We start from the raw sequence: 13,313 nt of genomic DNA on the forward strand, positions 1-13,313 counted from the left end.
TCTGGCAAATTCGCCATAGCAGAGTAGAATTACCAGCCTGCCCGCCGACTTCTTCAGCAGGAACCGTAATACCATGAGTAAAGCCTTTAAACTCAACTCCGCTTTCAAACCTTCAGGCGATCAGCCTGAGGCGATTCGTCGCCTTGAAGAAGGGCTGGAGGATGGACTGGCGCACCAGACGCTGCTGGGGGTTACCGGTTCAGGAAAAACTTTTACCATCGCCAACGTCATTGCCGATCTCAACCGGCCGACCATGGTAATGGCACCGAATAAAACGCTGGCGGCACAGCTGTATGGTGAGATGAAAGAGTTCTTCCCGGATAACGCGGTCGAGTTCTTCGTCTCCTACTACGACTACTATCAGCCGGAAGCCTACGTGCCCAGTTCGGATACCTTCATCGAGAAAGATGCGGCGGTAAACGAGCACATCGAGCAGATGCGTCTCTCTGCCACTAAAGCGATGCTGGAGCGCCGCGACGTGATTGTGGTGGCGTCGGTTTCTGCTATCTACGGCCTGGGCGATCCCGATCTCTACCTGAAAATGATGCTGCATCTGACGCGCGGCATGATCATCGACCAGCGCAGCATCCTGCGCCGCCTCGCCGAACTGCAGTACACCCGCAACGACCAGGTTTTCCAGCGCGGCACCTTCCGCGTGCGCGGCGAAGTAATCGATATCTTCCCGGCGGAATCCGATGACATTGGTCTGCGCGTTGAACTGTTTGATGAAGAGGTTGAGCGCCTGTCGCTGTTCGACCCGCTGACCGGCCAGGTGATCTCGGTGATTCCGCGTTTCACCATCTACCCGAAGACGCACTATGTGACGCCGCGCGAGCGTATTCTGCAGGCGATGGAAGAGATTAAGGATGAGCTGGCGGTGCGGCGCAAAGTGCTGCTGGAGAACAACAAACTGCTGGAAGAGCAGCGCATCACCCAGCGCACCCAGTTTGACCTCGAAATGATGAACGAACTCGGCTACTGCTCGGGCATTGAAAACTACTCGCGCTATCTCTCCGGGCGCGGACCGGGCGAGCCGCCGCCGACGCTGTTTGATTACCTGCCGGCGGATGGGCTGCTGGTGGTCGATGAATCCCACGTGACTATTCCGCAGATTGGCGGCATGTATCGCGGTGACCGCGCGCGTAAAGAGACGCTGGTGGAGTACGGTTTCCGCCTGCCGTCAGCGCTGGACAACCGTCCGCTGCGCTTTGAAGAGTTTGAAGCGCTGGCACCGCAGACCATTTATGTCTCGGCCACGCCAGGTAACTACGAGCTGGAGAAATCGGGCGGCGACGTCATCGATCAGGTGGTGCGGCCTACCGGTCTGCTCGATCCGATTCTTGAGGTGCGTCCGGTGGCGACCCAGGTCGACGATCTGCTGTCGGAGATCCGCAAGCGCGTCGAAATCAACGAGCGCGTGCTGGTCACCACGCTGACCAAGCGCATGGCCGAAGACCTCACCGAGTATCTTGAAGAGCACGGCGAGAAGGTGCGTTATCTGCACTCCGACATTGATACCGTTGAACGTATGGAGATCATTCGCGATCTGCGTCTCGGGGAATTTGACGTGCTGGTGGGGATCAACCTGCTGCGCGAAGGGCTGGATATGCCGGAAGTGTCGCTGGTGGCGATTCTGGACGCCGATAAAGAGGGCTTCCTGCGCTCCGAGCGCTCGCTGATTCAGACCATCGGACGCGCAGCGCGTAACGTCAACGGCAGAGCGATTCTCTACGCAGACAAGATCACGCCGTCGATGGCGCGGGCGATGGAAGAGACCGAGCGCCGCCGCGAGAAGCAGCAGCGCTATAACGAAGAGCGGGGCATTGTGCCGCAGGGCCTGAACAAGAAAATCACCGATATTCTTGAGCTGGGCAAAAACGTGGTGAAAACGCGCGGCAAAGGTAAAACGGCTTCACGCACTGCCGCCGAGGCTGAGGCCAGCTATCTGGCGCTCACGCCACAGGCCATGCAGAAGAAGATCCACGAGCTGGAAGGGCAGATGCAGCAGCACGCGCAGAACCTGGAGTTCGAAGAGGCCGCGCGGGTGCGCGACCAGCTGCACGAGCTGCGTGAACTGTTTATCGCCGCCTCTTAATGTGAAGCCGGCGGTCGCGTTGCGCGCCGGCTAAACCGCCTGAATGGCATGTTCCAGCGCGCGGCGCAGCAGCTGGCGGTCGTGACGATAGCGGATATCGGCGGCTTCCAGCGGTTCGCGCACGATCAACCGATCAGTGACGCCGCGCGTGTCTGCTGACGGGCCGACCACTACAGCGTCAATCACCCGTTTGCCAATGGCTTTTTCCATCATCGCCAGCTTGTCGGCGACCGTCAGGCTGGCCGCCGCCGGACTCAGTTCGCGCCCGAGATTTCCGATGAACACCATGGTGGCGGGCGTCCGGCGCAGCGCGCGTGCCATCTCCTCCATCAGCAGAATCGGCATCAGGCTGGTGTAAAAGCTGCCGGGACCAATCAGGATCAAATCGGCCTCGGCGACGGCGTCCAGCGCTTCACGCGTCGGCACCACATTGGGGTGCAGCATCAGCTCTTCCGGCGCCTGCTTCATTTCGTCAATCGCCGTTTCACCGTACACCATATTGCCTTCGCTATCCTGCGCGACCAGGTCCACCGGCTGCTCTGACATCGGAATCAGAAACGCATCCACCTTCAGCAGGTTGCGGATAATGTTGATGGCTTCCAGCGGACGCACGCTGAGATGATCGAGCGCTTTCAGGATCAGATTGCCCAGATTATGCCCGGCCAGTTCGCCGTTGCCGGTAAAGCGATACTCGAACATGGCAGAGGCCACGCTGGGTTCGGTGATCAGCTGATTAATGCAGTTGCGCATGTCGCCCCAGGCAATGCCGCCTTCTGAACGGCGTATGCGGCCGGTGGATCCGCCGTTGTCGGTGGTGGTGACGATGCCGGTCAGGCGTGAGCCCAGCGGCGCCAGCGCCGACATCACGCGGCCAAGGCCGTGGCCGCCGCCGAGTGCCACCACGCGATCCAAATCTGCCAGGGTACGATTCATGCTGCTCCTTAAAACGCCGCACGTGAGGTGCAGACGGCGTTCAACTGATGTGTATCAATATCTGTCGCGCATTTTACCGTATCCTGTCGCGAAAATGCGGTGAAATAACGTTATGTATCAATATATATAGCGATAAATGCCGATGGATGCGAGCGTCAAATCGCGCTACCATTTGCTTTAACCGTGTTGTCCACAATGACAACAGACTCCCAAGCCTTGCGTTCCTAAGTCGTGTGATATGGATGCCTGGCCGCAGCCGCGAGCTGCCAGGGTGCAGAAAGAAATGACTGCATCTCCCGTACTTTGGAAAGGTGTTCAGGTGCCACAATTTACAGATGCCTATGCGCGCAGCTTTTATTATCTGCGCCTGTCGGTCACGGATGTGTGTAACTTCCGTTGTACCTACTGCCTGCCCGACGGCTACCGGCCGAACGGCGTGCACAACAAAAGTTTTCTCTCGCTGGATGAGATTCGTCGCGTGACGCGTGCCTTTGCGGCGGCGGGCACCGAAAAAGTGCGCCTGACCGGCGGCGAACCCTCGATGCGGCGCGACTTCACCGATATCATTGCCGCCGTGCGCGACAACGCGGCGATCCGCCAGATCGCTATGACCACCAATGGCTACCGCATGGCGCGCGATGTCGGCGCCTGGCGTGCGGCAGGCCTCACCCATATCAATGTCAGCGTCGACAGCCTCGACGCACGGCAGTTTCACGCCATTACCGGGCAGAACAAGTTTCATGAAGTCATGGCGGGGATTGATGCGGCCTTTGATGCCGGTTTCAGCACCGTTAAAGTCAACAGCGTGCTGATGCGCGACGTCAACAGCCACAGTCTGGAGACCTTTCTGGCATGGATCCGCACCCGGCCCATTCAGCTGCGCTTTATCGAGCTGATGGAAACCGGCGAGGGCGGCGATCTGTTCCGCCGTCATCATGTGTCCGGCGAGTTGATTCGCGATCAGCTGATCATGCAGGGCTGGCAGCGCCAGCCGCGCGGCCGCAGCGATGGCCCGGCCCAGGTGTTCCGCCATCCGGATTATCAGGGTGAAGTTGGCCTGATCATGCCGTATGAAAAAGATTTCTGCGCCAGCTGTAATCGCCTGCGCGTATCGGCGATCGGTAACCTGCATCTGTGCCTGTTTGGCGACGGCGGCGTGCCGCTGCGCGATCTGCTGGCCTCCGACGATCAGCAGGCCGAGCTGCAGGCGCGCATCGCTCACAGCCTCGGGCAGAAAAAGCAGACGCATTTCCTGCATCAGGGCAATACCGGCATCACGCAGAACCTCTCCTTCATTGGTGGCTAAACACAGGAGTTACGGCCATGGGTAAACCTTCCGGCGATTTTGTCGCCTTAAATGCGGCGGTGATGACCGTCTCTGACAGCCGCGACGCCAGCAGTGACAGCTCCGGCGACTATCTGCGTGAGGCGCTGACCGAAGCCGGGCATCAGGTGGTTGATCACGCCATCGTCCCGGACAACCGTTATCGCATCCGCGCCACGGTGTCGCGCTGGATCGCCAGTGAAGATGTGCAGGTGGTGCTGATTAACGGCGGTACCGGCTTTAACAGTAAAAACAGTACGCCGGAAGCGCTGCTGCCGCTGCTGGATCGGGAAATTGACGGCTTTGGCGAACTGTTTCGCATGATCTCCTACGAGGAGATCGGCAGCGCGACGCTGCAATCACGCGCGGTGGCCGGTCTGGCCAACCAGACGCTGCTGTTTGCCGTGCCGGGCTCAACCGGTGCCTGCCACAGCGCATGGGAGCGGATCATTGAAGCCCAGCTGGATGCGCGTACGCGTCCGTGTAATTTTGTCTCACATTTGAAGAAGTTATAAGCATGTCCTCGTTAACCCATATCAACGCGGCCGGCGAAGCCCACATGGTGGACGTCTCCGGCAAAACTGACACCGTGCGAGAAGCGCAGGCGGAAGCCCTGGTGTTAATGCAGCCGGCCACGCTGCAAATGATCCTCGACGGCAGCCATGACAAAGGCGATGTTTTCGCCACCGCACGCATTGCCGGTATTCAGGCGGCGAAGCGCACCTGGGAACTGATTCCGCTGTGCCATCCGCTGATGCTGAGCAAAGTCGAGGTGACGCTGGTGGCTGAGCCGGAGCACAGCCGCGTACGCATTACCTCGCGCTGTCGCCTGAGCGGCAAAACCGGCGTGGAAATGGAAGCGCTGACCGCCGCCTCGGTCGCGGCGCTGACCATCTACGACATGTGCAAAGCGGTGCAGAAAGATATCGTCATCGACCAGCTGCGACTGCTGAGCAAAAGCGGTGGTAAATCCGGTGATTTCCGGGCGGTGCGCCATGATTAAGGTGCTGTTTTTTGCCCAGGTGCGGGAACTGACCGGCACCGCCGCGCTGGATCTGGCGGCAGAGTACGCTGACGTCGCCACGCTGCGCGCTGCGCTGGCGCAGAAAAGCGATCGCTGGGCGCTGGCGCTGGAGTCCGGCAAGCTGCTGGCGGCGGTGAATCAGACGCTGGTGCCGATGAACCATCCGCTGCGCGCCGGCGATGAAGTGGCGTTCTTCCCGCCGGTTACCGGAGGCTGAGCATGACAACCCGAATTCGCGTCGGCAGCGCACCATTTAACGTTGGCGACGAGTATGCGCTGCTGGCGGCGCATGACAGCGACGGCGCGGTCGTCACCTTCACCGGCAAAGTCCGCAACCATAATCTCGGCGACAGCGTGGCCGCGCTAACGCTGGAGCACTATCCCGGCATGACGGAAAAAGCGCTGGCAGAGATTGTGGCGGATGCGCGTCAGCGCTGGGCGCTGCAGCAGGTGACGGTGATTCATCGCGTAGGCGAACTGTTCCCTGGTGATGAGATCGTGTTCGTCGGCGTCAGCAGCGCCCATCGCGGCAGCGCCTTTGCCGCCAGTGAATTCATCATGGATTACCTGAAAACCCGCGCGCCGTTCTGGAAGCGCGAAGCCACCGCGCAGGGCGATCGCTGGGTCGATGCCCGCGACAGCGACCACCAGGCCGCTGAACGCTGGAACTAGCGCGCAAAATCCGCCCGCGCTGATAGCCGCCAGACCACGAAAACGGTAAGGTACGGTTTTTGCTGGCTTATCAGGGAGCAGGATGAACACCACCACGATATTACGAGGCGCAGCGCTGCTGGCTGCGCTGGTGCTGGCCGGATGCAGCACCAAAAAGGAGCCGCAGCTACCGGCCCGCCAGCCCGCTGACGTGAAAGCGCAAATTCAGCAATTGCTGCCCGCCCATGTGACGCAAAAATCGGCCTGGGCCGACGACATCTACACCGCGCTGCGCGTGCAGCACATCGACGCCAGCGCCAGCAACATTTGCGCGGTGATCGCCGTGACCGATCAGGAATCTAACTTCAGCGCCGATGCCACCGTGCCGGGTCTGCCAAAAATCGCCTGGGCGGAGATCGACCGCCGCGCCGCCAGCGTGCACGTGCCGGCGTTTCTGGTGCGCACCGCGTTACTGATCAAATCCTCCAACGGCGAGAGCTACGCGGCACGTCTCGATAAGGTGCACAGCGAGAAAGAGCTGAGCGCCATTTTCGATGACTTTATCGATATGGTGCCGATGGGGCAGAAGCTGTTCGGTAATCTCAACCCAATCCACACCGGCGGGCCGATGCAGGTCAGCATTGCCTTTGCCGAAGCGCATGCGCAGGGCTATCCATACCCGATTGACGGTTCAATCCGGCGCGAAGTGTTTAGCCGGCGCGGCGGTATCTACTTCGGCACGCTGCACCTGCTGGGCTATCCGGTAGACTACAGCCAGCCGCTGTATCGCTTCGCCGACTTCAACGCCGGCTGGTACGCCAGCCGCAACGCCGCGTTCCAGGCTGCGGTGGCGCGTGCCAGCGGCATCAAACTGGCGCTGGACGGCGACCTGATCCGCTACGGCAGCGAACAGGCGAGCGCCACCGAACTGGCGGTGCGCACGCTGGCGAAGCAGCTGGACATGAGCCCGCGGGAAATTCGCCGCGATCTGGAGAAGGGCGACAGCGAAAGCTTCAGCGACAGCACGCTGTGGAAACAGACCTTTATCCTCGCCGATAAGATGGCGGGAAAACGTCTGCCGCGCGAAGTGCTGCCGGGCATTAAGCTGGAGAGCCCGAAAATTACCCGTAATCTCACCACCGCGTGGTTTGCCCAGCGGGTTGACGGGCGATATCAGCAGTGTATGACGCGCCGTTGACGATCGGTGGTGTACACTTCACACTGACGTTATCAGTAACTTTTAAAGAGGTGCATCATGGATCGATATCCACGTAATGGTTCAATCGTGCAGCAGGCGTCGACCGGGCTGCAAACCTATATGGCGCAGGTGTATGGCTGGATGACCTGCGGCTTACTGCTGACGGCGTTTGTGTCGTGGTTTGCCGCGCGCACGCCTGCCGTCATGGAGCTGGTGTTTGCCAATCGCATCACCTTCTTCGGCCTGATTATCGCGCAGCTGGCGCTGGTATTCGTGCTTTCCGGCATGGTGCAGCGCATGAGCGGCGCCGTGGCGACCGGGCTGTTTATGCTCTATTCCGCGCTGACCGGGCTGACAATGGCGAGTATTTTCCTTGTTTATACCTACTCGTCGATCGCCAGTACCTTCTTCGTTACCGCGGGCATGTTTGGTGCCATGAGCTTTTACGGCTACACCACTAAACGCGACCTGAGCCGCTTCGGCAGTCTGCTGTTTATGGCGCTGATCGGCATTCTGCTGGCGTCGCTGGTGAATTTCTGGCTGAAAAGCCCGGCGCTGATGTGGGCGATTACCTATATCGGCGTGGTGGTGTTTGTGGGCCTGACGGCTTATGACACCCAGAAGCTGAAAGCCATCGGTGAGGGCATTGATGTTAACGATAAAGAGAATCTGCGCCGCTTCTCCATCATGGGCGCGCTGACGCTGTATCTCGATTTCATCAACCTGTTCCTGATGCTGCTGCGGATTTTCGGTAACCGTCGCTAAGAGTAACCAGCCATTAAGGCTGTGAAAATAATCGCGCCGCTACGGCCAGGTGAACGGTTTGTACTTATCAGCCCGTTTCACCTTCTCCGCAGCGGCGCAATGTATTACGCGTTCTTCATCCTCCACCTGGCACGCCTTATCGCGCCGCCATCTTGCGCTCATTCTTCTGCCGTAAATGCTTCGCGCGGCTCTCCAGCCACAGATACAGCACCAGTGCCAGCAGCAGCGGCAGAATAAAATAGAGCACGCGATAAGCCAGCAGCGCGGCGATAATCTCACCGTGCGAAGCATGCTGGCCGCTGAGCAGCGCGAGGAACACCGCTTCCAGCACGCCAATGCCCGCCGGAATATGAATAATCACCCCGGCAATACTGCTGATTAACAGCACGCCCAGCACGATGGGATAATCCACTTCACGCGCCAGCAGCAGCCAGATAATGGTGCCCATCACCATCCAGTTGGCGCAGGAAACGGCAAACTGAAACAGCGCCATGCGCAGCGAGGGCAGTTGCAGATGCTGGCCCTTCACCGTCCAGCGGCGCTTCTTCGCGAAAGCACAGGCCCACAGATAAACCGCCACCATCGCCAGCAGGACCGCACCAATCACCCGTAGTGTGCCTTCGCCGATGAACCAGCCGGGCGGAATCGGCACCATGCCGGCGACAAACACTACGCCGCCAAGCAAAATGTAGCCCAGCCAGTTGGTGGCAATACTCAGTGAAAAGATGCGCGTGATGGTGCCGCCGGGCAGGCCGAGGCGCGAATAGAGGCGATAGCGCATCGCCACACCGCCCACCCAGGTGCTCAGCGTCAGGTTAAAGGCGTAACAGATGAATGACACCAGCATCACCTGACGTTTCGCCAGCTTATGCCCGCAGTAGGCGCGGCCAATCAAATCGTACAGACCGTAGGTGAGGTAGCTCACCACCACTAACGCGGCGGCGCTCAGCACCACGTAGCGGTTATAGCCGACGATGACCTTATACACGTCCTCCCAGTTCACCTTGCGTGCGTAAACCACCAGCAGCACGATCACCGCAATGAAGAACAGCCAGGTAAGGATTTTTTTCGCTAACTGCCAGCGCGGGTTCTTTTTGCTCATCAGGGTTTCGCTCCTTCGTTATCGGCTTCAACCCGGTCCTGGGTTTCCATTTCCGGCTGCACCGGCGGATCGACCTGAGACAAATGGGGCGTATGGGCAGGCAGCCAGCCGGCGATGGCCGGGAAATGGCGCAGGAAATGGAACACGATGACGCTCTTGGTCAGCTGCCACCAGGTGCGCGGCGGCAGCTTGTCTTCATCGACGCGCACGCAGTCCGCAGCCAGCAGCTGCTCAAGGTTATCGCGCAGCGTCTGGTTGAAGGCGTGGTCGTGAATGATCAGGTTGGCTTCGAGATTCAGCGACAGGCTGAGCGGGTCGAGGTTGCTGGAACCGACCGTTGACCACTGCTGATCCTGCACCGCCACTTTGCCATGCAGCGGGCGACGGCAGTATTCGTACACTTCAACGCCAGCATCCACCAGATAGTTGTACAGCAGCTCGGCGCCGACTTTGACAATCGGCATGTCCGGTTCACCCTGCACAATCAGCCGCACGCGCACACCGCGCTGGGCCGCGCTGCGCATTTCCCGCAACAGGCGATAGCCGGGGAAGAAGTAGGCGTTGGCGATAATCACATCCTGCTTCGCCTTGCGCAGCATATCGAGATAGTGCTGTTCGATGTCATCGCGGTGCTCATCGTTATCGCGGTAGACAAACAGCACCTGCGCATCACCGGGCAGGGCGTTCACCGCCAGGCGCTGGGAGCGCGCGCCCCACCAGCGGCGCGTTACCTGTTCGCTGCCGATCGCCTGCTGTACATAGCGTGCGATGTCCAGCACCACCGGTCCTTTCACCTCCACGGCGTAATCCTGCTTGGCTTCCGGCCCGTAATCGGTGTTGTGCTCGGCGGAGAAATTGATACCGCCGACAAACGCAATCTCCTCATCAATTACCACAATTTTGCGATGCAGACGGCGGAACACGTTGGTGCGCATGCCCATCACCAGCGGACGCGGATCGTAATAGATAAAGCGCACGCCTGCTTCGGTCAGGCTGTTGATGTACTGGGTGGAAAGATCCGGCGAGCCGTAGCCATCCACCATCACTTCCACCTTAACACCGCGCTGCGCGGCGGCCAGCAGATCGCGGTGCAGCGCCTTACCGACCTCATCTTCAAACAGGATAAACGTCTCCAGCAGCAGCGTACGCTGGGCGCGCTGAATCGCGCCGGAGACGCGCGGAAAGAATTGATCGCCATTTTCCAGCAGCCGCAGCTGGTTACCTTCGCGCCAGCTGAAATTCATAGAAAGATCTCCACGGCCAGCGGGGCATGATCGGACAGATGTGACCAGGGTTTCACCGGTAGCGCCCACGGCTGGCTCACCGACGCATTTCGGATATAGATGCGATCGAGACGCAGCAGCGGAAAGCGCGCCGGGAAGGTGCGCGCCGGGCGACCGTTTTTCATGCTAAACACCTCCTGCAGACCGGCTCCGCGCTGTAAGAATCGATTAGCGCGTACCTGCCAGTCATTAAAATCGCCGGCCACCACCAGGGGCGCATCCGGTGGCAGCGACTCAATCAGTTCACACATCATGCGCATCTGCGCCAGACGGTGCTTCTCTTTCAGGCCGAGGTGCACGCATAACGTGTGAATCGGTTCCGGCCGATCCGGCAGGCTAATCTGGCAATGCAACATGCCGCGTTTCTCACTGCCGGCGACAGAAATATCGCGGTTTTGGTATTCGGTGATCGGAAAGCGTGACAGTATCGCGTTGCCATGATGGCCCTCGGGATAGACCGCGTTGCGGCCGTAAGCGAAATCGTGCCACATGGTGTCGGCAAGGTATTCGTAGTGCGAATTTTCCGGCCAGTTTTCAATGTGTGCGGAGTGGATGGCGTGCGTGCCCATCACCTCCTGTAAAAAGACGATATCCGCCGAGGTCGCGCGCACTGCGTCGCGCAGTTCCGGCAGGATAAAGCGACGGTTAAAGCTGGTAAACCCCTTATGGGTATTGATCGTCAGGACTTTAAATGAAGATCCTTGCGTGTTTTGTGGCATACTGCGACGCGCTCCTTTTCATCATCAACAGAACAAAGTGTAGTCTTTGTCACAAATGGGTGGTGCTGGAGACAGAAAATTAGGGTGTTATCCGAAATTTGCTTTACATTGAGGAAATCCGTCTGGCTGCGGTCAGATACACTTGGGCGACCTGTTGGGTCTGCCAGGAGAAGAGAATGAAATGGTCTAATCGTGTTCAGATTGTTACCGGTCAAACCTGCCTGCATATTGCGACCCACCTGCTGGTGATCGCGGCGCTGGTGTGGGGCTGGAAACATAAGGCACTGGTCGAAGTGAGCAGTACCCTGGTGGCAGCTTATGCGCTGGTGTTTATCACCATGCTGGCCCTGCAGCGTAGTGCCCGTTTGCGCCGCTTTGGTGACTCTCTGGAAGAAGTAACGACGACATACTACTTCGGCGCGGCGATGCTGACGCTGTTCCTGATTTCACGCTTCATTCACAACAATCTGCTGATTGGTTGTCTGGGCGTGGTAATGCTGGTGGGCCCGGCGCTGGTGTCGCTGCTGGCCAAAGAGCCACCGCAGCGCGTGCAGAAAAAACGCAGCTAAGCGGACGTGCCAGCATGAAAAGAGGAGCCCACTGCGGCTCCTTTTTTATGCGCTACCGCGCAGCGGCCCATCGCCCTCACGTTTTGCTGGTCGCGGTTCTTGCGGAAAGCTGCTACACTGCCGCTCTTACGCATGGTAGTTTGTGCCCTTTTCACACGCAGGCCTCGAGGCTGCGTCATATCCCCCCTGAAAACTACATCGCGCAGCGCGATCAGGGCGGTTCGGAGTAATACACCTGCATGTCTTTTGACTCTCTCGGCTTGAATGCCGATATTTTGCGTGCGGTAGCAGAACAGGGCTACCGTGAACCGACGCCAATCCAGCGTCAGGCGATTCCCGTGGTGCTGGCCGGTCGTGACCTGCTGGCGAGCGCCCAGACCGGCACGGGTAAAACTGCCGGTTTCACGCTGCCTCTGCTGCAGCGTCTGTCAGAAAAACCGGCAGCGGCGCGCGGTCGCCGTCCGGTACGTGCGCTGATCCTCACGCCAACCCGTGAACTGGCAGCGCAGGTTGGCGAAAACGTACGTGAATACAGCCAGTACCTCAATATGCGTTCGCTGGTGGTGTTCGGCGGCGTTAGCATTAATCCGCAGATGATGAAACTGCGCGGCGGCGTCGATGTACTGATCGCCACGCCGGGGCGTCTGCTCGATCTGGCGCACCAGAACGCGGTCGATCTGTCACAAGTGGAAATCCTGGTGCTGGACGAAGCGGATCGCATGCTCGACATGGGCTTCATCCACGACATTCGCCGCGTGCTGGCAAAACTGCCGGCCAAACGGCAGAACCTGCTGTTCTCTGCCACCTTCTCGGACGAGATCAAAGCGCTGGCGGAAAAACTGCTCACCAACCCGGAACAGGTAGAAGTGGCACGCCGCAACACCGCTTCCGAGCAGGTGTCGCAGCAGGTGCATTTTGTCGATAAGAAGCGCAAACGGGAACTGCTGTCGCTGATGATTGGTCGCGACAACTGGCAGCAGGTGCTGGTGTTCACCCGCACCAAGCACGGTGCTAACCACCTCGCTGAGCAGCTCAATAAAGATGGCATCACTGCCGCCGCGATCCACGGCAACAAGAGTCAGGGCGCGCGTACCCGTGCGCTGGCCGACTTCAAAACCGGCGGCATTCGCGTGCTGGTGGCGACGGATATTGCCGCGCGCGGTCTGGATATCGAAGAGCTGCCGCACGTGGTCAACTACGAGCTGCCGAACGTGGCGGAAGATTACGTGCACCGTATTGGCCGTACTGGTCGTGCTGCGGCCACCGGTGCTGCGCTGTCGCTGGTGTGCGTGGACGAGCACAAGCTGCTGCGTGATATCGAGCGCCTGCTGAAGCGGGAAATTCCGCGCATTGCGCTGCCGGGCTTTGAGCCGGATCCGAGCATCAAGGCGGAGCCGATTCAGAATGGCCGTCAGCAGCAGCCGCGCGGACGTGGCCAGGGCCGCGCGCCGGGGCAGGGTGCTGACGCACCGCGCAGCCGCAGCGGCGGCAATGGTCAGCGTGCCAGCGCCGGTAACGGCGGCGCGCGTCCACAGGGCGAGGCGCGTGCACCGCGTCGTTCGGGCAATAACGGCCCGGCGGCAGGCAACGCGGGTAAACCGGCGCGCTCACGTCGTCCGGCAGCGAAGAGCAACGGGAACACGTAACGGT

Annotated in this window: 14 protein-coding genes and 1 riboswitch; of the genes, 10 read left to right on the forward strand and 4 right to left on the reverse strand. The window is 59.6% G+C overall.

Annotation, left to right across the window (positions count from 1 at the left end):
• Positions 1 to 73: 73 nt before the first annotated feature.
• The gene (uvrB, locus tag QMM04_RS05500) at positions 74 to 2,095 is read left to right on the forward strand and encodes an excinuclease ABC subunit UvrB (protein WP_021508497.1); all 2,022 of its coding nucleotides are present in this window, start codon (positions 74 to 76) and stop codon (positions 2,093 to 2,095) included.
• 30 nt (positions 2,096 to 2,125) lie between these two features.
• Here uvrB and yvcK read toward each other — a convergent pair whose 3' ends face one another.
• Positions 2,126 to 3,028, reverse strand: coding sequence for a uridine diphosphate-N-acetylglucosamine-binding protein YvcK (gene yvcK / locus QMM04_RS05505; RefSeq protein ID WP_125308377.1), 903 nt, complete (start codon positions 3,026 to 3,028; stop codon positions 2,126 to 2,128).
• A 194-nt stretch (positions 3,029 to 3,222) separates the two neighbouring features.
• Positions 3,223 to 3,359, forward strand: a riboswitch (molybdenum cofactor riboswitch).
• On the opposite strand from yvcK, the gene moaA reads away from it, so the two are divergent.
• The 7 genes from moaA (at position 3,348) to QMM04_RS05540 (ending at position 7,990) form a co-directional block, all read left to right on the forward strand.
• Entirely contained in the window at positions 3,348 to 4,334 is a 987-nt protein-coding gene (gene moaA, locus QMM04_RS05510; RefSeq protein WP_278706932.1) for a GTP 3',8-cyclase MoaA, read from the forward strand. Its footprint overlaps the riboswitch before it by 12 nt.
• Positions 4,335 to 4,351: 17 nt before the next feature.
• On the forward strand, positions 4,352 to 4,867 hold the full coding sequence (gene moaB, locus QMM04_RS05515) for a molybdenum cofactor biosynthesis protein B (protein ID WP_282995795.1): 516 nt from the start codon (positions 4,352 to 4,354) through the stop codon (positions 4,865 to 4,867).
• Positions 4,868 to 4,869: 2 nt separating this feature from the next.
• Positions 4,870 to 5,355 carry a cyclic pyranopterin monophosphate synthase MoaC gene (gene moaC / locus QMM04_RS05520; RefSeq protein WP_021508493.1) on the forward strand — a complete coding sequence of 162 codons (486 nt, stop codon included), beginning with the start codon at positions 4,870 to 4,872 and terminating at the stop codon, positions 5,353 to 5,355.
• Positions 5,348 to 5,593, forward strand: coding sequence for a molybdopterin synthase sulfur carrier subunit (gene moaD / locus QMM04_RS05525; RefSeq protein WP_021508492.1), 246 nt, complete (start codon positions 5,348 to 5,350; stop codon positions 5,591 to 5,593). Before moaC ends, moaD begins: the two co-directional genes overlap by 8 nt.
• A 2-nt stretch (positions 5,594 to 5,595) precedes the next feature.
• Complete coding sequence (gene moaE / locus QMM04_RS05530) at positions 5,596 to 6,048, forward strand: molybdopterin synthase catalytic subunit MoaE (RefSeq protein ID WP_021508491.1); 453 nt, start codon at positions 5,596 to 5,598, stop codon at positions 6,046 to 6,048.
• A gap of 82 nt (positions 6,049 to 6,130) precedes the next feature.
• Entirely contained in the window at positions 6,131 to 7,225 is a 1,095-nt protein-coding gene (locus tag QMM04_RS05535) for a DUF1615 domain-containing protein (protein ID WP_104187090.1), read from the forward strand.
• 57 nt (positions 7,226 to 7,282) lie between these two features.
• Positions 7,283 to 7,990, forward strand: a complete 708-nt coding sequence (locus tag QMM04_RS05540; protein WP_021508489.1) for a Bax inhibitor-1/YccA family protein — start codon at positions 7,283 to 7,285, stop codon at positions 7,988 to 7,990.
• A 136-nt stretch (positions 7,991 to 8,126) separates the two neighbouring features.
• On the opposite strand, the gene QMM04_RS05545 is transcribed toward QMM04_RS05540, so the two are convergent.
• The 3 genes from QMM04_RS05545 to QMM04_RS05555 are packed head-to-tail and all read right to left on the reverse strand — an operon-like array spanning position 8,127 to position 11,094.
• Positions 8,127 to 9,092 carry a lysylphosphatidylglycerol synthase domain-containing protein gene (locus QMM04_RS05545; RefSeq protein WP_021508488.1) on the reverse strand — a complete coding sequence of 322 codons (966 nt, stop codon included), beginning with the start codon at positions 9,090 to 9,092 and terminating at the stop codon, positions 8,127 to 8,129.
• Positions 9,092 to 10,336 carry a cardiolipin synthase ClsB gene (clsB, locus tag QMM04_RS05550; protein ID WP_058757843.1) on the reverse strand — a complete coding sequence of 415 codons (1,245 nt, stop codon included), beginning with the start codon at positions 10,334 to 10,336 and terminating at the stop codon, positions 9,092 to 9,094. Before clsB ends, QMM04_RS05545 begins: the two co-directional genes overlap by 1 nt.
• Positions 10,333 to 11,094: an endonuclease/exonuclease/phosphatase family protein gene (locus QMM04_RS05555; protein ID WP_021508486.1), complete on the reverse strand. Its 762-nt coding sequence runs from the start codon at positions 11,092 to 11,094 to the stop codon at positions 10,333 to 10,335. Before QMM04_RS05555 ends, clsB begins: the two co-directional genes overlap by 4 nt.
• 176 nt (positions 11,095 to 11,270) lie before the next feature.
• Here QMM04_RS05555 and QMM04_RS05560 point away from each other — a divergent pair, with 176 nt between their 5' ends.
• Together QMM04_RS05560 and rhlE are read left to right on the forward strand one after the other, a co-directional pair.
• Positions 11,271 to 11,663, forward strand: coding sequence for a YbhQ family protein (locus QMM04_RS05560; RefSeq protein WP_021508485.1), 393 nt, complete (start codon positions 11,271 to 11,273; stop codon positions 11,661 to 11,663).
• A gap of 239 nt (positions 11,664 to 11,902) precedes the next feature.
• Positions 11,903 to 13,309 carry an ATP-dependent RNA helicase RhlE gene (rhlE, locus tag QMM04_RS05565; protein WP_282995796.1) on the forward strand — a complete coding sequence of 469 codons (1,407 nt, stop codon included), beginning with the start codon at positions 11,903 to 11,905 and terminating at the stop codon, positions 13,307 to 13,309.
• Positions 13,310 to 13,313: the final 4 nt, after the last annotated feature.

The organism is Pantoea sp. Pa-EAmG, assembly GCF_030024295.1.
Lineage (GTDB): Bacteria > Pseudomonadota > Gammaproteobacteria > Enterobacterales > Enterobacteriaceae > Pantoea > Pantoea dispersa.

What these genes read in the sequence shown, in the direction of transcription:
- QMM04_RS05540 (WP_021508489.1), top strand. Translation starts at nt 7,283, where the DNA reads ATGGATCGATATCCACGTAATGGTTCAATCGTGCAGCAGGCGTCGACC.
- rhlE (WP_282995796.1), top strand. Translation starts at nt 11,903, where the DNA reads ATGTCTTTTGACTCTCTCGGCTTGAATGCCGATATTTTGCGTGCGGTA.
- QMM04_RS05560 (WP_021508485.1), top strand. Translation starts at nt 11,271, where the DNA reads ATGAAATGGTCTAATCGTGTTCAGATTGTTACCGGTCAAACCTGCCTG.
- QMM04_RS05535 (WP_104187090.1), top strand. Translation starts at nt 6,131, where the DNA reads ATGAACACCACCACGATATTACGAGGCGCAGCGCTGCTGGCTGCGCTG.
- uvrB (WP_021508497.1), top strand. Translation starts at nt 74, where the DNA reads ATGAGTAAAGCCTTTAAACTCAACTCCGCTTTCAAACCTTCAGGCGAT.
- moaD (WP_021508492.1), top strand. Translation starts at nt 5,348, where the DNA reads ATGATTAAGGTGCTGTTTTTTGCCCAGGTGCGGGAACTGACCGGCACC.
- moaE (WP_021508491.1), top strand. Translation starts at nt 5,596, where the DNA reads ATGACAACCCGAATTCGCGTCGGCAGCGCACCATTTAACGTTGGCGAC.
- clsB (WP_058757843.1), bottom strand. Translation starts at nt 10,336, where the DNA reads ATGAATTTCAGCTGGCGCGAAGGTAACCAGCTGCGGCTGCTGGAAAAT.
- moaB (WP_282995795.1), top strand. Translation starts at nt 4,352, where the DNA reads ATGGGTAAACCTTCCGGCGATTTTGTCGCCTTAAATGCGGCGGTGATG.
- yvcK (WP_125308377.1), bottom strand. Translation starts at nt 3,028, where the DNA reads ATGAATCGTACCCTGGCAGATTTGGATCGCGTGGTGGCACTCGGCGGC.
- QMM04_RS05555 (WP_021508486.1), bottom strand. Translation starts at nt 11,094, where the DNA reads ATGCCACAAAACACGCAAGGATCTTCATTTAAAGTCCTGACGATCAAT.
- moaC (WP_021508493.1), top strand. Translation starts at nt 4,870, where the DNA reads ATGTCCTCGTTAACCCATATCAACGCGGCCGGCGAAGCCCACATGGTG.
- QMM04_RS05545 (WP_021508488.1), bottom strand. Translation starts at nt 9,092, where the DNA reads ATGAGCAAAAAGAACCCGCGCTGGCAGTTAGCGAAAAAAATCCTTACC.